The following is a 24,809-nucleotide window of genomic DNA, read 5'->3' as shown; positions in this document are numbered from 1 at the left end:
CCCGTGTGACGGATGGTGAAGGTGCCCGCCGTACGAGGAGCGGGACGCCTGACAGGAGTGGCGAAGGGATGACGCCGGACACCCTGCTCGTACTGGAGCGAGGCGCTGACGCGGCCCTGTTCCGCACCGCGCTCGACACGCTCGCGGGCGGAGCCGTTGGCTGCACGTTCGTCTACGGCTCCACAGGCATGGGCAAGAGCGTCCTGCTGGCGACCTTCCGAGCGGAGGCACGCGCAGGCGGATTCCAGGTCCTCACGGCACGGGGCTCGGTGATGGAGCGCGGCACCGGCCGCCCCGACGTCCATCCCTTCCGCCTCGCGTTCCCTTGTGACTCGGTGGCCGGGCCACTGAACCAGCGGTATCAGCCCTGGTCAAGAGTGATGTCTACTCACTCCGGACGGGGGCCCCGGGAGTCTTTCCGGCAGATCGGGGGGAATGGCTGATGCCGGTGTCGGCCACGTCGCGGGCATAGATCGCCTACGCCCCGGGTCGGATATTCCTAGGGTGCGTCTCGGGTGTTGACTCCTGCTTCCTGGCAGTTCAATAGAAGCAGCGGACGGACATGACTAACGGCAAGACCGAATCTGCCGCGAATCGCCCTTCAATACTTCGCTTTGGAGACTTTTGTGATCAAGATCCGAAGGCCTCGCAGTAAGGCATCGGCGGCCATCATGATGGCCGTCTGCCTCGGGGCGGGAATCGCCTCGACCGGACCGGCTGCGGCTGCGGGAAAGGAGCCCGGGGACCCCGCCTGCGGCGTCAGCCAATCCCTTAATGTAGCCGGCCTCTTCACCTACAGTTGCATAGATGACCAGGGGCTCCCCTTGGCCTATCTCAACTCAAATTACATCAAGAACACCACTGCCAACACCTATATAAACAATGTCGACGTCGCCGTATATGACAACAGCGTCCTCAATGTCAATAACCTCAAGAAGACCTGTCACTTCGACGTCATCGCACCTGGGCAGAAAGTGTGGTGCATGCCGGAGTACAAGTCCTGGGGCGGCGGTTGGCACATTACTGGAGCCGCGGTTTCCGGCGTTGTGAACGGCGTCAACGTCGGGACCACGGCGTGGTCCAACTACCTCTGGGTCGACTGACGCTCCCTGCGCTCCTGTGATGGAACCGTGGGCGGGTGACGTCCATCAGCCCGCGGTACCCGGGCTCATTCAAAGTCGTGGTGATCATGCGGGTGTGCAGGTCGGGCCACGGTGACGAGGTCAGTCTGGGCCGTGCCATACGCATCGAAGCTCCGGTTGTCCGGGGTGACCTTCCCAAGTCGCCCTGAACCGCCGGAGCTTCGATGTGCCGCCAGTCCGCCACGGTCTGTCTGCCAAGTCGCCCGCTGCCGCACGGCGTGGGCTGCCTTTGATGGCGGACCGTCTCGCTGTACTGCCTGCCCCACGGGGACGTCGCGGGCGGCGGCATCCTCTGGTGTCGGTGCTGGTCACAGCCTGTTGCGCCGTCCTGGCAGGGCCTCCTACGCGGCGCCGGGCAGTGGGCCGCGACCCGGCCGGCGCGCGGAGCCTTGCGGTGCACGGCAAGAGCGCCCGTGGCTCGCGCACCGGGACCACCCCAGCCGCCCATCTGCTCTTGGCCGTCCTGCCCGGCGGGCACGCGGTCGCCCAGTTGCGGGTGCCGACGAGACCCTCCGAGGTCACCGGGCTCACCGCACTGCTGAGCCCCTTCGACCTGGCCCGTATCACCGTGACCGCCGACGCCCCGCACACCTGCCGTGACCACACGAAGTGGCTGGTGGAGGTCAGCAAGGCGCACTACCTGATGGTGATCCAGCACAACCAGCCCCCCCTGCACGCGGTCCTGCGCTCGCTGCCGTGGACACTGGTCACCGCTCGCCGCTGCGACCGCGGCAGCGGTCACGGACGTCCGGAGACCCGCTCGGCCCACGCGCTGACCGTCACCGGCCTGGCCTGGACTTCCCGCACGTGGCGCAGGTCGCGAAGACCGTGCGCTACCGCGCACCTGAGTGGCGACCATCGCACACCTCAAGGACTGGCGATCTCGCACTCGCCACCTCGGCGGCCGGGAGCGCATGAGCGACACGGTTCAGAGGTCCTGACAAAGGCGTTGGACGCGCAAGGCCACCCTCTGGGGACTCCATACGCAGCGGATCGGCCGGCCCGCCTCCCACGTCGTGTGTCCGGCGGACCGCGGGACCACCTTCGGGACGTTCATCCACGAGGTCCGCGAGGCCGTCCTGGGCGCCGAGCTTCCCCGCGCCCTGGCGACCGCGCCGGCCTGGACCGACGTAGCGGGCGCGGTGAGCGACGCCGCCGTCTCGAATGGATGCCCGAAGCGGACCGCTACCGCGCAGCGCCGCACGGCGAAGGCGGGCGCCCCGGGCGCGGGCGGAGTTCCAGGGAACTGTCCGGGGCGTTTCCCCGGCTGCGATGGCGTGCCCTCAGAACCGGTCGGTGTGGAAGGCGTGAACGGCGTCGATCCACGAGACGGACAGCATCAGCAATCTGCACTCCGACCTGGTGTACGCCGGCATGCTCACCGGCGCCTGCACCGTCGCCACCCGGCCCGCCCCCAAGGGGCTGGACCCCGCCTGGGCCGACAGCGTCCTCGACCTCGAACCCCACCCCGAAGGCGGCTGGTACCGCAGGATCTACACCTCAGCCGTCACCCTTCCCCACCCGACCGGCACCGGGCACCGGCCGTCGGCCACCCTCATCCACTACCTGCTGGCACCGGGGGAACGCTCCCAGTGGCACACCGTGGCCAGCGACGAGATCTGGCTCTGGCGCGACGGCGGACCCCTCCTCCTCTCCGTCAGCCCGCCCGGTCCGGCCCCGGCCTCGGTCACCGAACACCGCCTGGGACCGCACCTCTCACCCGGCACCGCGCTGGAACTGTGCGTGCCGGCCGGCCACTGGCAGAGCGCCCGCCCGGCCGGAGACGGTCAGGTTCTGGTCAGCTGCCTGGTGACACCCGGCGTCGACTTCGCCGACTTCACCCTCCTCACCCCGGCGCAAGGGCCCGGCTCCCCGCGTACGACGACAGGGCGGCGATCCGGGTGACGGTGCGGCCGCCGCGGGATCGGGCCGCCGTCGCACAACCGCTGAGCACCACCCCCGTGCGGCCCTCCGGTTGGTGACGCGTGGTTCGCGAACCGTCGCCGGCAGCCGGCCGGCGCGGCGAAGCACGGTCGCGCTCTTTACGGGCCCGCGCCCTCGCGGTTACCTGGAGTGCACACGTACGAGCCACCGGGAGCGACATGACGGGCCGGCACGGAGGATGGGCGCGCGGGCTGCGGCGGACCGCGGTGGCTCTGGCCGCGCCGCCGCTGACCGCGGCCCTGGCGTTCCGGGTGGGCCGGGAGTCGGCGTACGGATCGCTGGGCGGCTGGGGGTTCTTCCTCGGCGGGATACTGCTCCCGCTGGTCCTGCTCGGCTGGCACGCCGCCCTCGCCTCTCGCCGCGGCGCCTCGCTCATCGCGCTGTCCGCCCTCCCGGCCGCCCTCGGTGCCATCCTGGCACTCGTATCGGTGGGGCACAGCGCGCTGGAGGAGCGGGGCGTAGAGATCAGCTGCACCGTCCTGAAGGTCACCGAGCGCACCTGGACCGAGTCCTCCATGGACGCCGACGGCCACTGGAGTTCTTCGACCCGGACCTCGTACGACCACCGCCTGGACTGTCCGGCGGGCGGCCCGCCGCATCTGGACACCCCTTCGCGGCTCGCGAAGGAGGGCGAGCGGCTGGCCGTGGTCCACGACCCGCAGGGGAAGGTCTCCCCCAGGGCCGCCGGGGACGTCCACGGGCAGGGTCTGCGCACCGCTGCCGGGGTCGCGGTCGGGGTGGCGGTGCTCCTGGGGCTGGCCGGCGGGATCCGGGAGGCGTACGAGAAACGGCGCCGGAAGCCGTGGCGGCCGACAAGGCCCTGATCTGGACCGGCCTGCCCTGGCCTGCCCTGGCCCGCCCTGGCCTGCCCTGGCCTGCCCTGGACCCGGCATACTCCCCGGACGAGCCCGCGGGGCCCCGGAGCCGGTTCAGTCCGTGGTGCTCGGGACGGGGACGTGCGTCGTCGCTCGGGCGCAGCGCTGACCGCCGGGGGCGGTCGGCCCTGCGGGCTCGTGCGGGGAGTCCGGCGGATCCGTGGGGTCGGGAGGATCCGTGGGGTCCGGGCACACACTCGGGCGTTCGGTCCAGAACGCGCCGGACGCGGCCCGCCGGGCGAGCATCAGCACCACGCCGACGAGACCCAGACCCAGCGCGATGACCAGGGGCGGCCCGAGTCCGAACCAGGAGGCGGTGCCTGCGGAGTTGGCGGGGTCCGCCATGTCGGCGACCGCCTCCACCAGCAGCCATGTCAGCATGCCGCTCCCCACCAGCGGGCCGACGCCGATCAGCAGGAACTCCCGGACTCCCGAGGTGAGCCGGCGGCGGTGGTACACCGCGCAGGCGATGCCGGTGAGGGCGTAGTAGAAGGCGATCAGGAGGGAGAGGGCCGTCAGGGAGTCGGCGAGGGCGTTCTCACTGATCCCGTGGATGAGCAGGTACCAGGCGGTTGCGGTGCCGGCGACCCACCAGGTGCTGACGGCGGGAGTGCGGTGGCGCGGGTGGATCCGGCCGAAGCGCTCCGGGAGCGCGTGCCTGCGCGCCATGGACAGCGCGGTCCGGGATGCCGGGATGATGGTGGTCTGGGTGGAGGCGAGTGCCGAGGTGGCCACGGCGAGGAGGACGATCCAGTCCCAGCCGCCGAGGGCCTCACGGGCGAGGGTGGCGAAGACGGCCTCCTCGTCATCTGCGTGCGCGGTGAGGTAGCCCGTACCGGCGTAGGCCACGACGGCGAAGGCCACGGACAGGTAGGTGGCGAGCAGGACGACGGTGGACCAGATGCCGGCTCGGCCAGGGGTCGAGGAGGGGTCGGTCGTCTCCTCGCTGAGGTTGACGGCCGACTCCCACCCCCAGTACACGAAGACGCCCAGGAGCAGGCCGCCGGTCAAGGCCGAGGCCCCGGCTCCGAACGGGTCGAGCCAGTCGGCGGTGGGCCGTACGGGGTCGAGGGAGCCCGTCCCCGCGTAGACCCGGTAGATGGCCACGGCCGCGAACACGAACAGGCAGAGGGTCTGCAGCAGGACGAGGACGTTCTGCAGGCGGGCCGCCGCCCGTGTGTCCCGTACGCACAGCGCCGCCATCACCCCGATCACCAGCACGGTGAGGACCTGGCGCAGCGGGGTGTTGCCGGCCCAGTCGTCCAGACCTGCGGCGAGGAGTCCGAAGTTCACCGCCACATCGGCGAGTGAGCCGACGACCAGGACACCGGTCATGGTGATCGCCCAGCCGCCGAGCCAGCCGGCGGTGGGGCCCAGGGCCCGGGTCACCCACGAGAAGGTCGTACCGCAGTCGGGATCGGCCCGGTTCAGGTAGTAGAACGCGGAGGCGATCAGCACCATCGGAACGAAGGACGCGAGCATCACCCCGGGGGCGTGGACACCGACGAGGGCGACGATCGGGCCGATCACGGCGGCCAGGGAGTAGGCCGGGGAGGTGGCGTTCAGGCCGATGGCGAGAGCGTCGACGAACCCGATCGCGTTGGGTTTGAGCGTGGCGACCGTGGTTCGTGCGGTCGTTTCAACCATGCTGCCTCACTGGTGCGTTGTGAACGGGGCGTCAATGCGAAGAGGAAACCCGCGCACGGCACACACGGTCAATGGTGTTGGCATAAGCTCGGCGGCCGGCCGCGGCGGACCGGAGCCGTCGGCGCGCGGCCGGCCGGCTCCTCGGTGGAGCGGTGCAGGTGGGCACGTACGGTGTCGATGCTCCTGGCGTCCCCGCAGAAGTCGACCACGGCGCGCTCGACCGCATGCAGGGGTTGCTCCTCGTCCACGGTACGCACCCGCGAGGACGTGAGCTACGGCGCCGACGGTCCTGCGGCGCGGGGCCCGGGGATGTCCGAGACGAGGCGCTGAGCGCCCGCCGGCCGGCCGGCCGGTCCCCAGTGGTCGATCATCTGGGAGGACAGGGCGCGGTCGGCCCCGTCCAGCGGACGCTCGGTGGGGACGGAGGAGAAGAGGTAGGGCATCTCGAAGCCGTGGGCCGCCCCGTAGGGGAATCCGGGGTTCGGTGGCAGGCCCGTGAGGGTGGGCGGGGCGGGGTCGCTGAACTCGTACCCGTGGACGGGGAGTCCGGGGGCGTGAGCCGTGACGTCCCGGCTCGCGGCCAGTGTGGTGCAGGTGAAGGAGCGGTCGGTCAGTACGGCCGCCCGGGCGAGTGCGGGTGTGGGGTGGGCTGCTGCCGGGTACCCCGCCTCGACGGCCGCGGCGGCCGTCCCGAAGGCCCCCCTCAGCCGGGCTCGGCAGTCGTCCTCGGTGCGGATCGGGAACGCGGACAGTGACAGGCCGACGAACATCCGCATCTCGTCGCGGTTGGTGCCCAGGATGAGCGGCACCCGGTGGAAGCGCCCTGACGTCAGCGCCTCGGCGGGATCCGTGGGCAGCAGCGGGTTGCCGCAGGCGGGCCTGTTGAAGGACTGCATCAGGTGCGTTGCGGGGCGAACGGCTCGTGCTCGGGTGTTCCCGGTCCGAGGGCGCCGGCGGACTCCCCGAACAGGGTCACGTTGCCCGGATCACCGCCGAACCGCTCGGCGTTGGCCCGCACCCAACGCAAGGCGGCCTGCTGGTCCGCCAGTCCGGGTGGCGGGGTGGATGGTGAACGCCTTCGTGACCGCCCACGCCCGCGCCCGGCGGGAACGCGACACCCCTGCCTTCCGCGGGTTCCTCCACGATCTGGTGTCGAGGTCGTCCGGCTTCGATCCCCGGCTGGCCCTCTCCTGTGGCGTCCGCCACCGAGGGTCGACGAACCACCGGCCGCCGGGGCGTTTTGAACATCTGCGAGCGCGCTGCCGCAGCCCTCGGGGCCACCACGGGACGTGGTGGCCCCGAGGGCTGCGGCGCGGTGCGGGGTCACATGCGGGGGCCACCGAAGGGGGCGGCGGTGCCGTAGTAGGTGCCCAGGTCGGTGCGGTAGCCGGAGTCGCCGAGGTGCTTGTCCCGGTGGAACTCGGGGGCGTCCTTGATCTGGTCCTTGGTGCGGTCGACGTAGATCTTCTTGTCCTCTTCGTCGATCCGGGTGACGGTGCTGGCGGGGAGGAGCACCTCCTTGCCGAAGATCCACACGCCGGTGTCGACCACGATGTAGGAGTCGTCCACCTCGTCGGAGTGCTTGTCGACCTTGCCGATGCTTCCGTCGGTCGCCTCGACCTTGAACCCGGTGAGGTCCGTGGCGGGCAGACGGTTGGTGGTCGGCTGGTAGGTCCACATGTTTTCCGTCACGATAAGACACTCCTCAAGATAACGGGGGGAAATCACGCTTCCCGCCTTCGACTTGCTTGCCGTGCTCACTCGAAGAATCGAATGCCCGGGATTTCCAGGTCTATTCACCTCGGATGTCGTGCCGCTTCGTGGAAACCGTCCCGGGATCCCGCGCTTTCCCCCGATGCCCATTTTCACCCCGCCTCCGGGGTACGGGTGCCCGGGGTGGCGCGGGTCACCGATCAGCAGGGCCGCCTCCTCGGATACGGTGGTCCCCGTCCGGCGGAATGAGCAGGCGGCACAGGTCGGCTGGGCGGCTGCCGTTCCACGCAAATGCGGACCGCCTTGCGGCGGACCGCACCGCGCCAGGGCCGAGGCAAGTGAAGGGGTTTCCGTTGTGAAGCGCTCGGAGCAGGACGGGGAGCTCCCCATACCCTCGGCGGCGATGGACGAGGTGTTCACCGCCGACAAGGAGATCGGCAAGGATCTGGCCCGAGTGGACTGGGCGGCGACTCCGCTGGGGCCGCCGCAGGACTGGCCGCAGAGTCTGCGGACGGCCGTGAGCATTCTGCTCTCGTCCAAGTTCGCCATGTGGATGGCGTGGGGGCCGCAGCTGACGTTCTTCTGCAACGAGGCCTACCGGCGCGACACCCTGGGGCAGAAGTACCCCTGGGCCCTGGGCCGGCCCTCCCATGAGGTGTGGTCCGAGATCTGGGGCGACATCGGCCCGCGCATCGACACCGTCCTCACCGGCGCGGAAGCCACTTGGGACGAGGGCCTCCTGCTGTTCCTGGAGCGCTCCGGCTACACCGAGGAGAGCTACCACACCTTCTCCTACAGCCCGCTGCGCGACGACGACGGCGTCGTGGTCGGCATGCTGTGCGTGGTCAGCGAGGACACCGAGCGGGTGATCGGCGAGCGCCGGATGGCCACGCTGCGGGATCTGGGCTCCGACCCGAGCGTGGTGCGCACCGAGCAGGAGATGCTCGACTTCGTCGGCGAGCAGCTCGGCCACAACCCGCACGACCTGCCGTTCACCCTGACCTATCTGTTCCAGGAGGACGACACCGCGCGGCTCGCCGCGTCCACCGGGTTCCCGGCCGGCCACCCGGCCGCACCGGAGGTCCTCGCCGCGGGCTCCCCCGCGTCGTCCCCCGTCTGGCCGACGGGCGTCCCGGCGCGCGGGGAGACGCTGGTGGTGGCGCTGGACGGCGAGCGGTTCGCCGGGCTGCCCCACGGGGTGTGGGAAGCGGCGCCCGTACAGGCCCTGGTCGTGCCGCTGCTGCAGCAGGGTGGGGCGCCGTACGGGTTCATGGTGGCCGGTCTGAACCGCTACCGCGCCCTGGACGAGGGGTACCGCGGGTTCGTGGAGCTGGTCGCCGGGCACGTCGCGACCGGCGTGGCCAGTGCCCGCAGCTATCAGGCCCAGCAGCGGAGGGCCGAGGAGCTGGCGGAGCTGGACCGGGCCAAGACGGCGTTCTTCTCCAACATCAGCCACGAGTTCCGCACCCCGCTGACGTTGATCATGGGACCGGTCCAGGAACTGCAGGGCCGGCTCGCGGACGCGGACTCCGGCGTGCGCGACGAGCTGGAGGCCATCCACCGCAACGGGCTGCGGCTGGGCAAGTTGGTCAACACCCTGCTGGACTTCTCCCGCATCGAGGCGGGCCGGATGCGGGCCAGTTTCGAACCGGTCGACCTGGCGGTGGTCACCGCGGAGCTCGCCAGTGTCTTCCGGTCCGCGGTGGACAGGGCGGGGCTCGACTTCCACGTGGAGTGCGCGCCGCTGCCCGAGCCGGTGTACCTCGACCGCGGCATGTGGGAGAAGGTGGTCCTCAACCTGCTGAGCAACGCCCTGAAGTTCACCTTCGAGGGTTCGATCCGGGTGACGGTGCGCGCCCGGGGCGGCAGGGCCGAGCTGGGGGTCGCGGACACCGGGACCGGGGTGCCGGCCCAGGAGCTGCCCCGGCTGTTCGAGCGGTTCCACCGCATCGAGAACGCCCGTTCTCGCTCGAACGAGGGCAGCGGCATCGGTCTCGCCCTCGTACGGGAGCTGGTGGGCCTGCACGGCGGCACCATCCAAGCGGCCTCCGCCGAGGGCGAGGGCACCTGTTTCACCGTCCGGCTGCCGTTCGGCTCCGCCCATCTGGCCGCCGACAGCATCCGGCCCGAGGCCACCGCGAACGTGCCCGGCACCAGCCCGGATCCCTTCGTGCAGGAGGCTCTGCGCTGGCTTCCGGCCGAGCGCTCCGCCACCGGGCCGTCGGCGGGCGAGCAGTCCTGGACCGAGCCGTCCGCCGCAGGGCCCGGCCCCGGCCGGATCCCGCCGGAGGCCGCTCCGGCCGATGTCGGGCAGGCGCAGCTCATACCCGCCCCCGCGCGGGTGCTGGTCGCCGACGACAACGCCGACATGCGCGAGTACCTCACCCGGCTGCTGCGCGGCGCCGGCTACCGGGTGCACGCCGTCCACGACGGCCGGCAGGCCCTCGAAACCGTCCGCGCCGACGCGCCCGACCTCGTGGTCAGCGATGTGATGATGCCCCGCCTCAACGGTCTGGCCCTGGTCGCGGCGCTGCGCACCGATCCGCGGACCGCCTCGGTCCCGGTACTGCTGCTCTCCGCCCGCGCCGGGCAGGAGGCATCCATCGAGGGCTTGCAGGCCGGAGCGGACGACTATCTGGTCAAGCCGTTCGCGGCCGCCGAGCTCCTCGCCCGCGTCCGGGCGAACGTGGAACTGGCCCGGCTGCGCACCCACCACGCGCGCTGGCGCACCGCCCTGGTCGACTCCCTCCAGGAGGCGTTCTTCGTCTGTGACGAGGACGGCGCGGTCGTGGAGATCAACACCGCGTTCACCAGCATCCTGGGCTACGGCTCAGAAGGCCTGCCCTACCGGCCCGTCCACCCCTGGTGGCCGGACGCCGAAGCCGATCCAGAGGCCCACCGCCAGGTCTCCGACGCGTTCACCACCCTGGTCGGCCAGCACCGGGGCAGCTACACCATTCCCGTCACCCACCGGGACGGGAACCGGCTGTGGGTGACCGCCACCTTCAACCACGTCGCCGATCCCGACACCCGCCGGAGCGTGATCGTCGGAACCTTCCGCGATGTGACCGCGGAGCACTACGCCGTTCAGCGCGAAAGCGCGCTGGCGGCGCTCAGCACCTCCCTCTCCCAGGCTCCGAGCCTCCCGGAAGCGGTGGCCGGCGCCCTGGGCGAGATGAAGAAACTGTGGCGCGCCCAGCATGTCGCCGCCGCGGTCTTCGGCCACGCCGACGTGCCCGCCCTCACCGCCACCGACGCCTCCCTGACCTGGCAGGGCCTGCCCGCCGAACGCCGCCGCTCCGTGGAGGACCTGAGTCAGCGGCCGACGCTCAGCCCCGTCGCCGAGCGGGGCGGAGCCTCGATCGTCCTGGAGCATCCGCACGGCCCGCTCGTCCTGTGGATCGACCTCGGCGAACAGCGCCCCTTCACCGGCGAGGACCAACTGCTGCTGTCCCTCCTGGCGGGCCATCTCACCCAGGGGCTGGCCCGGGTGCACCAGATCGACCAGCAGCGGGAGACCGCCATCGCGCTCCAGCGGGCCATCCTCGGCCCCTCCCGCCTCCCCGCCGGGTTCGCCGTACGCTACGAACCGGCGACCCGGCCCCTGGAGGTCGGCGGCGACTGGTACGACACCATCGCGCTGCCCGACGGACGGATCGGCATCGTCGTCGGCGACTGTGTCGGCCGCGGTCTGGAGGCGGCCTCCGTGATGGGTCAACTGCGCAGTGCCTGCCGGGCCCTGATGCTGCAGGACACCAGCCCGGCCCGGGCGCTGATGGCCCTCGACCACTTCGCCGCAACCGTCCCGGGCGCCCTGTGCACCACCGTCTTCTGCGGGGTGCTGGATCCGGCCACCGGCCGGCTGACCTACGCCAGCGCGGGGCACCCCCCGGGCATCCTCGCCCTCCCCGACGGCACCACCCGGCTCCTGGAGGAGGGGCGGTCCACCCCGCTGGCGGTGCAGCCCGGCCGGGCGCGTCCGGAGGCCGAATGCGTGATGCCGGCGCGCGGCACCCTCCTGCTGTACACCGACGGGCTGGTGGAGCGCCGGCGCCGCCCGCTGACGACGGGCATCGACCGGGCCAGCGAAGCCGTCCACGCGGGCCGCGACGTGGCCGTGGACGACCTGGCCACCCAGGTCATGTCGCGGCTGGCCCCGGACAGCGGCTACGACGACGACGTCGCCCTCCTGCTCTACCGTCACCCGGCCCCGCTGGAGATGTCCTTCCCCGCCGAGTCGGAGCAGCTGGCGCCGGTCCGCACGGCCCTGCGCGGCTGGCTCGACCAGTGCGAGCTGCCGCCCCGTACCGCACAGAACATCCTGGTCGCCGCCGGGGAGGCCTGTGCCAACGCCATCGAGCACGGGCACCGGGACTCTCCGGGCGACATCGTCCACTTCCGGGCCGAAGCGTGCGTGGATAGCCTTCGTCTGACCATCGCCGACACCGGTCGGTGGAAGACCCCCCAGCCCGAACTGAACGCCCACCGAGGCCGCGGGCTCCGCCTGATGCACGCCCTGATGCAGCGGGTCTCCGTCGTCCAGGGGCCTGCCGGGACCACCGTCGACATGCACACGAGGATCGCCTGATGACCACTCCCCTGACCATCACCTCCGACCGGCGTCCGGACGGTACGGCGATGCTGACCGTGGTCGGCGAGATCGACATGAGCAACACCGACCGCCTGGCCGCCGCCCTTGACGGCGCGCCGGGCCCCCTGGTTCTCGATCTGAGCGCCGTCGACTACCTCGACAGCGCGGGCCTCAGCCTGCTCTTCGCCCATGCGGAGCGGCTGGAACTGGTCGCCAACCCGATCCTGACCCCGGTCCTGACCATCTCCGGGCTGACCGGACTCACCACCCGGCACTAGGAGTTCCGGGGCAAAGCAGCCGGTCACTACGATGAGTCGTCGCTGGGAACCGTACGGGAGGACGCAAGGGTGTTCGCGGTAGAGGTCAAACGGGAGACACGGGGCCTGGTGTTCGTGCTGCGCGGGGAACTCGACTTCCACAGCGTGGTGCAACTGCACGAGGCCCGGGAGAAGGAACTGGTCTCGGGCCGGGATACGGGGCCGGTCGTCATCGACTGCTCCGCCCTGACCTACTGCGACTCCACCGGCATCAGCGCCCTGGTGGGGCTGAGTCAGCACCAGACGGCGCGGGGACGGGTCCTGCGTCTGGCTGCCGTACCCGACTACCTGGGCCGCCTGTTGACCCTGACGGGGCTCGACCAGGTCCTGGCCCTGCACGCCACCGTGGAGGAGGCCCTGGCCGCCGGTGCCCGCGCCCTCGGCGACGGCGTGGGCAGCCACGGTCCGGTACGGCCGGGCGGGGAACCCCGCTGATGACCGGTGTCCCCGGGCAGCACCCCCCGCCGGCCGCCCACGTGCCGACCGCCCCGACGGGGAGCCACGACGCGGTCGCCGAGGTCGAGGACGATCTGCGCGCGCTGTTCGGGCAGGCACCCGCCGTGTTCGCGTCCATGGCCGGCCCGGCGCACATGCTGGAAGCGGCGAATCCGGCGTTCTTCGCCGCGATCGGCGGGTCCGGGTCGGCGCGCACCGGGGTACCGCTGGGCCAGTCGATGCCGGAACTCGTCGAACAGGGCTTCATCGCGCTCCTGGACCGCGTGTACCGCACCGGCAAGGCCCATGTCGGGCGGGACGCCCGGGTGGTGCTGGGCCAGGGCGCGCAGGCGCGCGAGGCGTTCTTCGACTTCACGTACGAGGCCAGGCTGGACGCGGGCGGCAACGTCATGGGCGTGCGGATGATCGGGGTCGAGACCACCCAGGCCAAGCACGCGCAGCGGCTGACGGCCGAGCACCGGGCCCTGCTGGAGCAGATCGCCCGCCAGGCCCCCCTGCCCGAGGTGCTCGACGGCATGGCCCGGGCGATCGAGAACCTGGCCCCCGAAGAGGTCCTGGTCTCCGTGCTGCTCGCCGACGCCGACGGACGCCACCTGCGTCACGGCACCGCCCCCAGCCTGCCCGACTTCTACAACAAGGCCATCGACGGCATCGCCACCGGCGAAGGGGTCGGCTCCTGCGGGACCGCCGCCCACCGCCGCCGCCCGGTGATCGTCACCGACATCAGCACCGACCCCTTCTGGGAGGACTTCCGCGACCTGGCCGAGAAGGCCCGGCTGGCCTCCTGCTGGTCCACCCCGATCCTGGCCCGCGACGGCTCGCTGCTGGGCACCTTCGCGATGTACCACCGCACCCCGCGGACCCCCCAGGCGGCCGACCTCGCGCTCGCCCGGGTCTTCACCGGCGCCACCGCCCTGGCCATCGAACGCCACCGGGCCGAGCAGGCGCGCACGGCGGCCGAAGCCCGCGAGACGGCCGCGCGGGACGACCTCGCCTTCCTCCTGAGCGCCAGCACCAGCCTGGGCTCCGACCTCGATGCGACGCAGACCCTCCAGCGGCTCGCCGATGCCTGCGTCCCCCGGCTGGCGCCCCTGTGCGTGGTGGACATCATCGAGGACGGACGGGTACGACGGGTCGCCACGGCGGGCTTCGCCCGGAGCGGGCCGGCCCCGCACGGCCCCGTCGGCGACGACTCCCGCTACGGCGCCGCCGACGAGGTCGTCGCCCGCGTCCTGGCCTCGTGCACCAGTGAGATCGCCCGCCGCACCCCCGCGGGACCCGGCCCCTGGCACGACCTGGGCGTGACCGGCTACGTCTGCGTTCCGCTGACGGACCGGGGCAGGGCGTTCGGCACCGTGACCCTCCTGTCCACCGGCGGGTACGCCCTCGACGGGCACACCGTCGCGCTGGCCGAGGAGCTCGTGCGCCGTGCGGCACTCGCCACCCGCAACGCCCGCCAGTACACCCAGCGCGCCGCCCTCGCCCGCGACCTCCAGGCGGGTCTGCTGCTGCCCGACCTGCCGGACGTGCCCGGCACCGACGTGGCCACGTACTACCACCCCGCCGGAGAGGGTCTCGACGTCGGCGGCGACTTCTACGACGTCTTCCCCCTGGGCGGCGGCCGATGGGCGTTCATGCTCGGCGACGTCTGCGGACGCGGCGCCATCGCCGCCACCACCACCGCCCTGGTCCGGCACACCGCCCGCGCCGTCGCCACCCTGCTCCCCGGCCCGCAGGCCGTGGCCCAGGCGGTCAACAAGGCGCTGCTCAACCGGCCGGTCGGGCACGGAACGGGATTCGTCACCCTGGTCTACGGGCAGCTCACGCCCACCGGACACGGCCTGGACGTCGAACTCGTCCGCGCCGGCCACACCCTGCCCCTCCACCTGGGCGCCGACGGCAGCGCCCGTCCCGTGGACGCGCCCGGCATCCTGCTGGGCATCGCCCCGGACGCCCAGCTGGCCCCGTGCCATGTCCGGCTGCGCCCGGACGAGAGCCTGGTCCTCTACACCGACGGGATCACCGAGGCCCGCGACACCGGCGGCGACCAGTTCGGCGACCATCGCCTGCTCACCGCCCTGACCGGCACCCCGCGCCGGCCCGGTGCGCAGCCGGTCATCGAGACGGTCACCCGGGCCGTCCACGCCTTCACCGGCGGCAGCCACATCGACGACGACCAGGCCGTGCTCGTCCTGACCGCCGAGCGGCACCGGTCCGGGGACGGCCGGCGACCCCATCCGGGAGCCGCACCGGCGTAGCGGGACCGACCGGCCGCCGGTCCGCGTCCATGTCGTACGCACCGGCTTCGCGGACGGTCCCGGCTGTGTGCGCGGGACGGGCGCCCGCCCGGCTCGGGATGCGGCCGGGGTGGGGCGCCGGGACCGGTGGTTTCGCCGATGCGCGCGGTGCCGGACACCCGTGACAGTGGGCCGGCCAGCGAAAGCGGCGGCACCCACCGGGGGCGCCGTGCGGCGGGGGCCCAACGGCCGTCCCGCCGCGCTGCCCCGGGGCGGCTCCGCCACGACCGAGAGGACGACTCCGTCGTGCAGCAGCGATCACACGAGACCTTCCAGCAGTTCCGGACCCAGGCCCAGGCCGCACCCGGCGCGGCCCGCGAGAAGCGGCTGCGTGCCGCCGGTGCCGCCGTGGCGGCGTTCCTCATGGTCGCCGGCCTCGGTTCCGTCGCGGCCTCGGGGGCGCAGGCCGCGGCCAACCCGTACGAGCGCGGTCCCGCCCCGACCACGTCCAGCATCGAAGCCCTCCGCGGCCCCTACTTGGTGTCGCAGACGAGCGTCTCCTCCCTCTCCGTGACCGGTTTCGGCGGCGGCACCATCTACTACCCGACGTCCACGGCGGACGGCACCTTCGGGGCCGTCGTCATCTCGCCCGGTTTCACCGCCTACGAGTCCTCCATCGCCTGGCTCGGCCCCCGGCTCGCCTCCCAGGGCTTCGTCGTGCTCACCATCGACACCCTCACCACTCTCGACCAGCCCGACAGCCGCGGGCGCCAGCTGCTGTCGGCGCTGGACTACTTGACTCAGCGCAGTTCCGTGCGCTCCCGGGTCGACGGCAGCCGCCTCGGAGTGATGGGGCACTCGATGGGCGGCGGCGGAACGCTGGAGGCCGCCAAGAGCCGGCCGTCCCTACAGGCGGCGATCCCCCTCACCGGCTGGAACGTCGACAAGTCCTGGCCGGAGATCCAGACACCGACCCTGGTCATCGGCGCCGACGGCGACACCGTCGCCCCCGTCGCCACGCACTCGGAGCCCTTCTACGAGAGCCTGCCGGGTTCGCTCGACAAGGCCTACCTGGAGCTGAACGGGGCCACCCACTTCACGCCGAACTCGTCGGACACCACCATCGCGAAGTACAGCGTCGCCTGGCTGAAGCGGTTCATCGACAACGACACCCGCTACGAGCAGTTCCTCTGCCCCCTTCCGAGGCCCGGCCTGACCATCGAGGAGTACCGGGGCAACTGCCCGCACACCTCCTGACGCCCACTGCCGTCGTCACGGGCGCACCGACCGCGGGCGCGCCGGGTGTGTGCCGGCACAGTCTTGTGCCACCCGGCGTGTGGGGCAGCCCACGGGGGCCGCCGCGCGCCGCGTCACCGCAGGTCACGGGGTGGCGGTGTGGTGAAAGGGAGGTGTGCGGCAGATCTTCTGCCGTCTCCTGCACGGCAGTAGCCTGGCCGTCATGACCGAAGGGATGGCCCGGGGCGAGCTGCGCCGCCTGCACGGCCGGGCGGCCGAACGGGCGGCGTTGGCCGCATGGTCGGACCAGCTCTGCCGCGAGCGGGGCGGGGCCCTGCTGGTCACCGCGGGCCCGGGTCTGGGGCGTACGTCGCTGCTGGCCGAGGCCGCACGGTCGTTCACCCGGGGGGCCGTGCTGCGGCCCCGGCCCGTTCCGGTCCGGCAGGACCCGGCCCCGTACAGCGGTGCGCGGGCCCTGTTGCGCGCCGCGGCCGAAGGACCCGGCCACCCCGCTCCCCCGCTGCCCGCCGCCACCGCGTCCGCCTCCGCGGTGGCCGACCTTCCGCGGCTCCTCGGCCGGCGGGCCGCCGAGGAGGGCCGGCCGGTCCTGGTCTGCGTCGATGACGTCCACCTCTGGGACTGCCACTCCCGCGCGCTGCTGGAACACGCGCTCCTGCGGCCCGGGCCGCCGCGCGGGGTCGGCCTGCTGCTGTCGGCTTCCGCGCACCGGCACGGGGAGGAGCCCGGACTCGCCGGACTGCCCGTGGTCCGGCTGGGCCCGCTGGACGACGGTGCGGCCGGCGATCTGCTGTACGAGCTGACCGGCGGCCGCGCGCACCCGTCGGTACAGGCCGAGCTCATCGGTGCGGGCGAAGGGAATCCGGGCGTGCTGGCGGCACTCGCCGGTCGGCTGACGCCCGATCAGCTGGCGGGCGCACTCCCCCTGCCCCGCCCGCTCGTCGACGCGGACGTGCTGTGCTCCACGTTCGGCAGACTCCTGGGGAGCCTGCCGCCGCAGACGCGGCGGCTGCTCCTGCTGGCCGGGGCCGCCCACCGGCCCGACCCCGACCGTGACGCGGTGGACGCCGCCACGGTCTACCGCGCGGCCCTCGCCACCGGCCTGGATCCCTCCGCGCTGGACGCCGCCGAGGCCGTCCGGATCGTCCACGACGACGGTCATCTCATCGCGTTCGGCAACCCCTTCCTGCGGCGGGCCGCGTACCTGTGCGCACCCGCTTCCGAACGGCGTGCCGCCCACGCCGTGCTCGCCTCCGCGACCGACGGGCCGCCGTCCGGGCTCGACCACCTGATGCACCGTGGGCTCGCCGCGTCCGGTCCGGACGCGCACCTCTCGGCCGCGCTCGCCGCCGCCTCCGGCCCCGGCACCGCGGCCTCGGCTGCCCAGCGGTCGGCGGCCCTGCACAGGGCCGCCGAACTGGCCGCCGACCCCCGTGCGCGGGCCGCGCACCTCACGGCGGCGGCGGAGTACGCGCAGCTCGCCGGGCACCCGCGTACGGCGCGCCGGCTGCTCTCGGCGACACACGGGGTGGCCACCGACCCCGAACGCGGCCGCGCCGACCACCTCCGCGGCCGTCTGACGCTCCGGGACGGCCCCGTCGCCGAGGCCTACGAAGCGCTGCTCATGGCCGCGGCACGGCTGGAAGCCTCCGACGGCGAGGCGGCGCTCTCGGCCCGGACGCAGGCCATGGACGCGGCGTGGGCGGCCGGCGACGTCGGGTCCTGCCTCGCCGCGCTCGACGACACGGCCCCGGGCGTGCCGCTGCCGCTGCACGACCTGCTGCACGACTACCGTGCGGGGCTGCGCGCCGCCCTGGGCGGGCACCTGCCGGAGGCCTCCGTCCCGCTCAGACGGGTGATCGACCTGGCGGACCGAAGCGCGGACGCGCCCGGCCTGCTGCGGGCCGGGGTGGCCGCACTCGTCCTCGGTGACCTGGCGGCGGCCTGCCGGGCCAACGCCCGCGCGCTGGCCGACGTACGGTCACGGGGGCTGACGGCTCTCGCCCCCCAGGTCCTGGAGCACCTGGCCTACGCCGAGCTGCGTGCGGGACTGCACGCGCGGGCGCGCACGCACGCGCAGGAAGGCCTGCGGCTGGCCCGGCGGGCCGGCCAGCGCAATGTCGCCGCCGGGCAGCACGCGGTCCTGGCGCTGGTGGCCTCGGTCGAGGACGACGCGGCGACGGTCGCCGCGCACGCCGGTGCCGCCCTGGAGATCGCCCGCCCGCACGGTCTGACCCAGACCGTCACCCTGGCGGAATGGGCGGCGGGACGGGCGGACCTGTGCGCCGGGAGACCGCGCGAGGCCGCCGCCCGGCTGGCGCCGCTGACCTGGCCCGGACCGCGCCGCGGGCACTTCGCGGTACGGCTGCTCATGCTGCCGTACTTCGTCGAGGCGTCCGTGCTGGCGGGGGCGCCGGCCCGGGCCCGGACGGCGTTCGAGGAGTTCGGCCGATGGGCCGACCAGGCCGCCGATCCGCGGGCGGCGGCCCAACTCGCCCGCTGCCAGGCCCTGCTGTCGCCCGGGAGCGAGGCCGAGGCGCTGTACCGGCTGGCCCTGGCCCGGCACGAGGACACCGACGAGGACTTCGAGCAGGCCCGCACCCGATTGCTGTACGGCAAGTGGCTGCGCCGCCGACGCCGGCCGGCCGAGGCGAAGGCCCAGCTGCGCGACGCCCTGGTGGCCTTCCGGCGCTGCGGGGCGCGCCCCTGGGCGGATCAGACCCGGGCGGAACTGCGGGCGGCGGGGGAGGCGCCCGGCCCCGCGCCGGCCGGCCGTACGGCCTCCCTCACCCCTCAGCAGCTGCGCATCGCCCGCCATGTGGCCGAGGGCGCCACGAACCGCGAGGTGGCACTGCACCTCGCGATCAGCCCCCGGACGGTCGACCACCATCTGCGCAACGTCTTCGCCCTTCTCGGGGTCCGCTCCAGAACCGAACTGGCCCGCCTGCTCGGCGGCACGGACGGCGGCGGCCGGAGCTGAGACCCGCGGTCGGCCGGACCCGCCCCGGCGGGGCCTCGGTCGACGGTGCCGCGCACGACGGTGACGGGGCGGGGAGCGTGCCGGGCGACGGGACGGGACGCCGGTCCCGGTCAGCGCATCAGGGCTCCGCGCAGGGTGATGCCGTGCCGGGTCCGCAGCCGCCGCAACTCCCACATGGCCACGGCGGTGACGGTCAGCGGCGCGCCCAGGAGGAAGAGCATCCGGACCCCGAACGGCACGCTGCCGTAGGTGTCACGGAACAGGTCGAGGACGGCGACCTCCCAGACGAGGAGGGTGGCGAGGAGCGGCGGAACCGTCTCGTGGAGATCCGCCGTGCGGAAGACGTGAACGAGTGACTGTCCGATGCCGTACAGCGCGAAGGGGGCGAGCCACAGCAGGAAGGCGCCGCAGGCGAACAGCAGCGCGACCTTACCCGCCGATGCCGTCCAGTCCGTGTCCTCGTCCACGTACCCGAGACCCGTGATCAGTCTCGGTACGGCGAGGGCGGCGGTGAGTGCCAGCAGGGCCCCGGCGGGCTTGGCCGCACGGCGCAGGAACAGGCGCCGGCGGGGTGGCCGGGCCGCCGCGATGAACGCCGCGACGGCGACCGGGAAGGTCACCACCAGCGCGATGAGGGTGTTCCGGATCTGGCCGAACCGGTCGTCCACCACGGCGTCCGCGTCCGGTGCCACACCGTAGGACAAGAGCATCCAGGTGATGGCGGCCAGACCGACGACCGCCCGGACGACCTGCACCCGCTTGACCGCCGGGTCGTGCACACGGTCCGGGCGGGACGGGGTGAACACCGCGCGTCCCGCGGCGATCGGATTGACGAGACGCCGGAGGGGCCGGGGCGGCCGCCCCGGTCCGTCCGGATCCCACGGCGTCCGCCCGCCGTCACTCGCGCTCATCCCACGCCCCTTCGTTCTGACGCTCGGTCACCAGGAGGATAGGGGTTCGGGTGCGGTCGGGCGGGGGCTCGGGGGCGGGTTCCGAGGGGCGCCGGTATCGCGCGGGGCTAGGGGGCGCGGGTGAAGAGGAGGACGGTGTTGTGGCCGCCGAAGCCCAGGGAGTGGCTCAGGGCCAGGCGGATCCGGTGGGTTCGGGGGGTGCGGGCGACGATGTCGAGCGGGGCCGTGGCCGGGTCCGGCCCGGCGAAGTTGGCCGTGGGCGGGATGCGGGAGCGCACGAGCGAGGTCACCGTGACGGCGGCCTCGATCGCTCCGGCGGCTCCCATGGTGTGGCCGAGGGCGCCCTTCACCGAGGTGACGGGCGGGGGTTCGGCCCCGAAGAGCTGCCGGATGGCGGCCGCTTCGGCGCGGTCGTTGAGTGGGGTGCTCGTCCCGTGGGCGTTGATGTGGTCCACGTCGCGGGGCGTCGCGCCGGCCGTTCGCAGCGCGTGCGAGACGGCGGAGCGCAGGCCTCGTCCCCCGGGGTCGGGTCTGACCGGGTGGTGGGCGTCGCTGGTGGCCGCGGAGGACGAGAGCAGTGCGAGCGGGTGGGCGCCGCGGTCCCTGGCGTGCGGGGGGCGTTCCAGTACGAGCAGGGCGGCGCCCTCGGCGAGGACGAAGCCGTCCCGGTCCTTGTCGAAGGGGCGGGAGGCGGCGGCGGGGTCCTCGGTGCGGCGGGAGAGGGCGCCCATCTTCGCGAACGCGGCCGAGCACAGCGGGGTGACCATGGCGTCGGTTCCCCCGGCCAGGGCGATGTCGCAGGCACCGGAGCCGATGAGCAGACAGGCGGTGATCAGGGCGGTCGCGCCGGACGCGCAGGCGGTCGAGGTGTGCAGGGCGGTACCGGTGACGCCCAGGGCGTGGGCGAGGTGGGCGGCGGCGGACATGTTCGGCAGACAGCCGGTGAGGGTGTGCGGGGAGAGGCCGGCCGGGCCGGTTCCCAGGAGCCGGCGGTGGGCCGTCTCCAGGGTTGCGATGCCGCCCGCGGCCGAGCCGATGACCACGGCGACCCGGGCCGGGTCCCATTCCTGCGGCCGCAGGCCGGCCTGGGCGAGCGCTTCGCGGGCCGCGGCGGCCAGCAGTTGGGTGCTGCGGTCGTAGCGCCAGGGCTGGGCCAGGCCGGAGTGCTGCGGGGTGAAGCCGGGCACCCGGCAGGACAGGGGCAGGGGCATGCCGTCGAGTTCGGGGTCGTGGCGGGCGGCCGACCGGCCCTGGCACAGGAAGTCCCAGGTGGCCTCGGTCCCGATGCCGCCGGGCGAGACGATGCCGGTGCCGGTGACCGCGACGGCGGCGGGCGGGGTCACCGGCCGGCCCCGTGGTGTTGCGGGCCCTCCTGCCCGGCCCGGTCGGCCAGCAGGCCCGCGAGGGTACGGCTCAGCTGGTCCACCGTGACCTCGGGCCCCGCGGAGGCTTCGTCCAGCGGAACGGCCCAGTGCTCCTGGAGCGTGACGTACAGCTCGATGATGGCGAGGGAGTCCATTCCGAGGTCGCCCAGGGTGGCGCCGGGCGCCACCTGGTCGGCGGGGATCTCGAACTTCTCGGCGAGGGTGTTCACGAGGTGGGTGTGGAGGGAGTCGTCCATCGGTGGCTCCTGTCGGGGGCGGGGTCGGCGGTGTGCGAGGGAAGGGGCTCGGGTGCGGGTGCCGCGGGTGCCGCGGACCGCGCCGGGAGGTGGCAGGGGACGGCGGCGGGCCAGCTGAGGGCCACGGAGGCCCAGGTGAGGCCACCGCCGAAGGCGGTGAGTACGGTGCGGGTGCCCGGGGCGACCGCCCGGTGGACGTCCGGGTCCGCCATGACGAGCGGGATGGAGGCGGCCGCGGTGTTGCCGACGTCGCGGATGTTGCCGAACCGGTGCCGCTCCTCTATCCCGAGCCGGTCGGCCACGGAGTCGAGGATGCGCTGGTTGGCCTGGTGGGCGATGAAGGCGCCCACGCTCCCGGTGGGCCAGCCCGCCCGGTCCAGGACGGTACGCGCCGACCGGGTCATCCGGCGGACCGCGTGGGCGTAGACCGCGCGGCCGCTCATATGGAAGCGGTGCGGGTCCGGAAGGGGTTGCGGCAGCCGGGCGGGGTGCCGGGAGCCGCCGCCCGGCACGGTGATCAGCCGTTCGCCGCTGCCGTCGGAGCCGAGTTCGAAGTGCAGGACGGCCCCGGGCGCGTCGAGGGGCCCCGGTGCCAGGACCACGGCCGCTGCGCCGTCGCCGAAGAGCGCGGCCGTGTCCCGGTCGTGGGGGTCGACGATGGCGGAGTAGGTGTCGGCACCGATGACCAGCGGTGTACTGCACACCCCCGCCCGCAGGAGAGCGGAGGCGGTGACGAGTCCGTAGAGGAACCCCGAGCAGACCGCCGCGAGGTCGAAGGCCGGGGCGCCCCGCAGGCCCAGGCGGTCGGCGACGGCGGGGGCGGTCGCCGGGCAGGGGCAGTCGGGTGTGGTGGTCGCGAGCAGGACGAGGTCGGGGCGCACGCCCGCGGACCGCATGGCCGCGCGTCCGGCCGCCGTGGCGAGGTCCCCGGTGCCGGTTCCGGGCACGGCCCTTCGGCGCCGGACGATTCCGGTGCGGGTGCGGATCCAGTCGTCCGTGGTGTCCAGGGCGCCGGCCCGGATGATCTGTTCGTTGTCCAGGCTGTCCTCGGGCAGGCAGGAGCCGATGCCGACGATGACCGCGGTGCGGTCTTCCACCGCTGCCGCGGGAGGGGTCACGGGATGGGTCACGGGAGCGGTCACGGCGCGGCGAAGGGGGACGGGGGTTTGGGGATGCCGGCCAGTCCGCCGTCGGGGACGCTGAGTCCGCCGTCGATGACGAGGGCGTGTCCGGTCACGAAGGAGGAGGCTGCCGAGGCGAGGAACAGCGCCGCGCGGGCCACGTCCTCGGATTCTCCCCAGCGGCCCATCGGCACGTGGCTCATCAGCCAGTCGGACACCGGTGCGGTGTCGCTGGCGAACTCGGTCATATCGGTACGGATCCAGCCCGGGCAGAGCGCGTTGACCCGGATGCCCTGTCGTGCCCAGGCCACCGCCAGGCTCCGGGTGAGTGAGACCTGGGCCGCCTTCGAGGCCGCGTACGCCTCCATCATGGGGGTGCCGATCAGCCCGGCGACGGAGGACATCAGGATCAGGCTGGCCCGTTCGGAGGCGGCCAGGTGCGGGTGGGCGGCCCGGCAGAGCTCGGCGGTGGCGTTGAGGTTGACCGACAGGACGGTCTCCCACTGGGTGTGGTCCGAGGCGTGGAACGGGGCCATGACGGGGGTGGAGTCGGCGTCCGTGGGCAGGGTGCCGGCGTTGTGGACCACGATGTCCAGCCCGCCGAGGGCATGAGCGGCCTGTTCGGTGAGACGGGCCGCGGCACCGCGTTCGCCGAGGTCGGCGGCGATGAGGACGGCCTTGCGGCCCCGGGCTTCGACCGCTTGCAGGGTGGATGCGAGCGCCTCGGTCGAGCGTGCGCCGAGCACGAGGTCGCAGCCCGATTCGGCGAGGATTTCGGCACAGGCCCGGCCGATGCCGCGGGAGGCGCCGGTGACCAGGGCGCGGGCCCCGTCGAGACGGAAGGCCTCCGGAAGGGCGGGGGCGGCGGTGGGAGTGGGGGCGGGGGCGGCGGGGGCGGATCGTGCGCTCATGTGCGGGCGTTCTCCGTTCGGACGGGCTGGACGGGCTGGACGGGCTGGACGGCCTGGACGGCCTGGACGGGGACAGCGGCGGGGACCGGGGTCGGCGCGGGGCGTACTCGGATGGCGGGGGCGCCGCTCCAGGTCAGCAGGGCGCTGCCCCAGGTCATGCCGGCGCCGAACACGAGGATCAGGACGCGGTCGCCCGGGTGCAGGGCACCGCTCGCGGCGGCGGCCGTGAGGGCGTAGGGGGCGCTCGCGGCGCCGATGTTCCCGACTTCGTCCCCGACGATGACCATCTTGTCGTCGGGGATGCCGAGTTCACGCCCCAGGCGGTGCAGCAGGACGGGGTTGGGCTGGTGGGTGATGACGCGGTCGATGTCCTTGAGCGTCAGCCGGTTGCGGGTCAGCGCGTCCTGGACGAGCCGGGGGAAGGTGTCGCGGATGAAGCGGCTGACCACACGGCCGTCCATGCGGATGCGGTGGCTGCCGTCGGCGAGGGTCCGTTCGCTGGCGGGGCGTCGGCTGCCGCCTCCGGGGATCAGGACGCTGTCGGCGAGCGAGCCGTCGGAGCCGAGTGCGAAGTCGGTGAAGCCCTGGGCGGCGGGGACGGGGCCGAGGATCGAGGCGGCGGCGCCGTCGGCGAAGAGGACGGATGTGGAGCGGTCCCGGGCGTCGAGGAACTTGGAGTACGCCTCCACCCCGACCACCGCCGCGTACTGGCCGTGGCGGCTGGAGCGGAGCCAGTCGTGGGCCACCTTGACGGCGAAGAGCCAGCCCGAGCAGGCCGCGCTGACGTCCAGGGCGACGGCGTGCGCGGCACCGATCGAGTGCTGGATCCGGCAGCCGGTCGAGGGGCCCAGCTCGTCCGGGGTGGAGGAGGCGCAGACGAGGAGACCGAGGTCGGAGGCGTCGAGTCCGGCCGCGGCCAGCGCGGCGCGTACGGCTCCGGCCGCCAGGTCCGATGCCGCCTGTTCGGGTGCGGCGCTGTGCCGGGTCCGCACCCCGGTGCGTTCGATGATCCACTGTTCGGTGACACCGGTGTCCGCGGCGACTTCGCGGTTGCCGCGGATCCGGTCGGGCAGATAGCTGCCCATGGAC

At 73.4% G+C, this 24,809-nt stretch carries 20 protein-coding genes; 10 read left to right on the top strand and 10 right to left on the bottom strand.

Going from position 1 to position 24,809, the window contains the following annotated elements; translation table 11 throughout:
- Positions 1–68: 68 nt before the first annotated feature.
- The 4 genes from ACZ50K_RS16060 to ACZ50K_RS16045 all read left to right on the top strand — a co-directional run bounded on the left by ACZ50K_RS16060 (position 69) and on the right by ACZ50K_RS16045 (position 3,910).
- A complete protein-coding gene (locus ACZ50K_RS16060) occupies positions 69–443 on the top strand; it encodes an ATP-binding protein (protein WP_468903013.1) in 375 nt (124 codons plus the stop codon).
- Positions 444–626: 183 nt separating this feature from the next.
- Entirely contained in the window at positions 627–1,103 is a 477-nt protein-coding gene (locus ACZ50K_RS16055) for a hypothetical protein (RefSeq protein WP_468903010.1), read from the top strand.
- A 1,401-nt stretch (positions 1,104–2,504) separates the two neighbouring features.
- Positions 2,505–3,047, top strand: a complete 543-nt coding sequence (locus ACZ50K_RS16050; RefSeq protein ID WP_468903008.1) for a cupin domain-containing protein — start codon at positions 2,505–2,507, stop codon at positions 3,045–3,047.
- Between the two features lie 197 nt (positions 3,048–3,244).
- Positions 3,245–3,910 carry a hypothetical protein gene (locus ACZ50K_RS16045; RefSeq protein WP_468903006.1) on the top strand — a complete coding sequence of 222 codons (666 nt, stop codon included), beginning with the start codon at positions 3,245–3,247 and terminating at the stop codon, positions 3,908–3,910.
- A 105-nt stretch (positions 3,911–4,015) separates the two neighbouring features.
- Here ACZ50K_RS16045 and ACZ50K_RS16040 read toward each other — a convergent pair whose 3' ends face one another.
- From ACZ50K_RS16040 to ACZ50K_RS16025, 4 genes are all read right to left on the bottom strand, one after another.
- Positions 4,016–5,608, bottom strand: coding sequence for an APC family permease (locus ACZ50K_RS16040; RefSeq protein ID WP_468903003.1), 1,593 nt, complete (start codon positions 5,606–5,608; stop codon positions 4,016–4,018).
- A 272-nt stretch (positions 5,609–5,880) separates the two neighbouring features.
- Positions 5,881–6,504, bottom strand: coding sequence for a carboxylesterase family protein (locus ACZ50K_RS16035; protein WP_468903001.1), 624 nt, complete (start codon positions 6,502–6,504; stop codon positions 5,881–5,883).
- The gene (locus ACZ50K_RS16030) at positions 6,504–6,626 is read right to left on the bottom strand and encodes a carboxylesterase family protein (RefSeq protein WP_468903237.1); all 123 of its coding nucleotides are present in this window, start codon (positions 6,624–6,626) and stop codon (positions 6,504–6,506) included. Before ACZ50K_RS16030 ends, ACZ50K_RS16035 begins: the two co-directional genes overlap by 1 nt.
- 305 nt (positions 6,627–6,931) lie before the next feature.
- The gene (locus ACZ50K_RS16025; RefSeq protein ID WP_468902999.1) at positions 6,932–7,300 is read right to left on the bottom strand and encodes a PRC-barrel domain-containing protein; all 369 of its coding nucleotides are present in this window, start codon (positions 7,298–7,300) and stop codon (positions 6,932–6,934) included.
- Between the two features lie 424 nt (positions 7,301–7,724).
- Between ACZ50K_RS16025 and ACZ50K_RS16020 the strand changes: the two genes are divergently transcribed.
- The 6 genes from ACZ50K_RS16020 to ACZ50K_RS15995 all read left to right on the top strand — a co-directional run bounded on the left by ACZ50K_RS16020 (position 7,725) and on the right by ACZ50K_RS15995 (position 19,156).
- Positions 7,725–11,909 (top strand): SpoIIE family protein phosphatase, encoded by a 4,185-nt coding sequence (locus ACZ50K_RS16020; protein ID WP_468903235.1) that lies wholly within the window; start codon positions 7,725–7,727, stop codon positions 11,907–11,909.
- On the top strand, positions 11,909–12,190 hold the full coding sequence (locus ACZ50K_RS16015) for an STAS domain-containing protein (protein WP_468902997.1): 282 nt from the start codon (positions 11,909–11,911) through the stop codon (positions 12,188–12,190). Before ACZ50K_RS16020 ends, ACZ50K_RS16015 begins: the two co-directional genes overlap by 1 nt.
- A gap of 69 nt (positions 12,191–12,259) precedes the next feature.
- Positions 12,260–12,664 (top strand): STAS domain-containing protein, encoded by a 405-nt coding sequence (locus ACZ50K_RS16010; RefSeq protein WP_468902995.1) that lies wholly within the window; start codon positions 12,260–12,262, stop codon positions 12,662–12,664.
- On the top strand, positions 12,664–14,943 hold the full coding sequence (locus ACZ50K_RS16005) for a SpoIIE family protein phosphatase (protein WP_468902993.1): 2,280 nt from the start codon (positions 12,664–12,666) through the stop codon (positions 14,941–14,943). Before ACZ50K_RS16010 ends, ACZ50K_RS16005 begins: the two co-directional genes overlap by 1 nt.
- A gap of 285 nt (positions 14,944–15,228) precedes the next feature.
- Complete coding sequence (gene bdeA, locus ACZ50K_RS16000) at positions 15,229–16,179, top strand: bis(hydroxyethyl) terephthalate hydrolase (RefSeq protein ID WP_468902991.1); 951 nt, start codon at positions 15,229–15,231, stop codon at positions 16,177–16,179.
- Between the two features lie 202 nt (positions 16,180–16,381).
- Positions 16,382–19,156 carry a helix-turn-helix transcriptional regulator gene (locus ACZ50K_RS15995; RefSeq protein WP_468902990.1) on the top strand — a complete coding sequence of 925 codons (2,775 nt, stop codon included), beginning with the start codon at positions 16,382–16,384 and terminating at the stop codon, positions 19,154–19,156.
- 110 nt (positions 19,157–19,266) lie between these two features.
- On the opposite strand, the gene ACZ50K_RS15990 is transcribed toward ACZ50K_RS15995, so the two are convergent.
- The 6 genes from ACZ50K_RS15990 to ACZ50K_RS15965 all read right to left on the bottom strand — a co-directional run bounded on the left by ACZ50K_RS15990 (position 19,267) and on the right by ACZ50K_RS15965 (position 24,805).
- Positions 19,267–20,067: a hypothetical protein gene (locus ACZ50K_RS15990; protein WP_468902988.1), complete on the bottom strand. Its 801-nt coding sequence runs from the start codon at positions 20,065–20,067 to the stop codon at positions 19,267–19,269.
- Positions 20,068–20,174: 107 nt separating this feature from the next.
- The gene (locus tag ACZ50K_RS15985; RefSeq protein ID WP_468902986.1) at positions 20,175–21,410 is read right to left on the bottom strand and encodes a beta-ketoacyl-[acyl-carrier-protein] synthase family protein; all 1,236 of its coding nucleotides are present in this window, start codon (positions 21,408–21,410) and stop codon (positions 20,175–20,177) included.
- Positions 21,407–21,688, bottom strand: coding sequence for an acyl carrier protein (locus ACZ50K_RS15980; RefSeq protein WP_468902984.1), 282 nt, complete (start codon positions 21,686–21,688; stop codon positions 21,407–21,409). The genes ACZ50K_RS15985 and ACZ50K_RS15980 overlap by 4 nt, the downstream gene beginning before the upstream one ends.
- Complete coding sequence (locus ACZ50K_RS15975; protein ID WP_468902982.1) at positions 21,658–22,785, bottom strand: beta-ketoacyl-ACP synthase III; 1,128 nt, start codon at positions 22,783–22,785, stop codon at positions 21,658–21,660. Before ACZ50K_RS15975 ends, ACZ50K_RS15980 begins: the two co-directional genes overlap by 31 nt.
- A gap of 41 nt (positions 22,786–22,826) precedes the next feature.
- The gene (locus ACZ50K_RS15970; protein WP_468902980.1) at positions 22,827–23,720 is read right to left on the bottom strand and encodes an SDR family NAD(P)-dependent oxidoreductase; all 894 of its coding nucleotides are present in this window, start codon (positions 23,718–23,720) and stop codon (positions 22,827–22,829) included.
- Entirely contained in the window at positions 23,717–24,805 is a 1,089-nt protein-coding gene (locus ACZ50K_RS15965) for a 3-oxoacyl-ACP synthase III family protein (protein WP_468903232.1), read from the bottom strand. The genes ACZ50K_RS15970 and ACZ50K_RS15965 overlap by 4 nt, the downstream gene beginning before the upstream one ends.
- Between the last annotated feature and the right edge of the window lie 4 nt (positions 24,806–24,809).

The sequence above is a fragment of the Streptomyces sp. NPDC033845 genome, from assembly GCF_055576225.1.
This window is presented reverse-complemented; position numbering and strand designations above follow the sequence as displayed.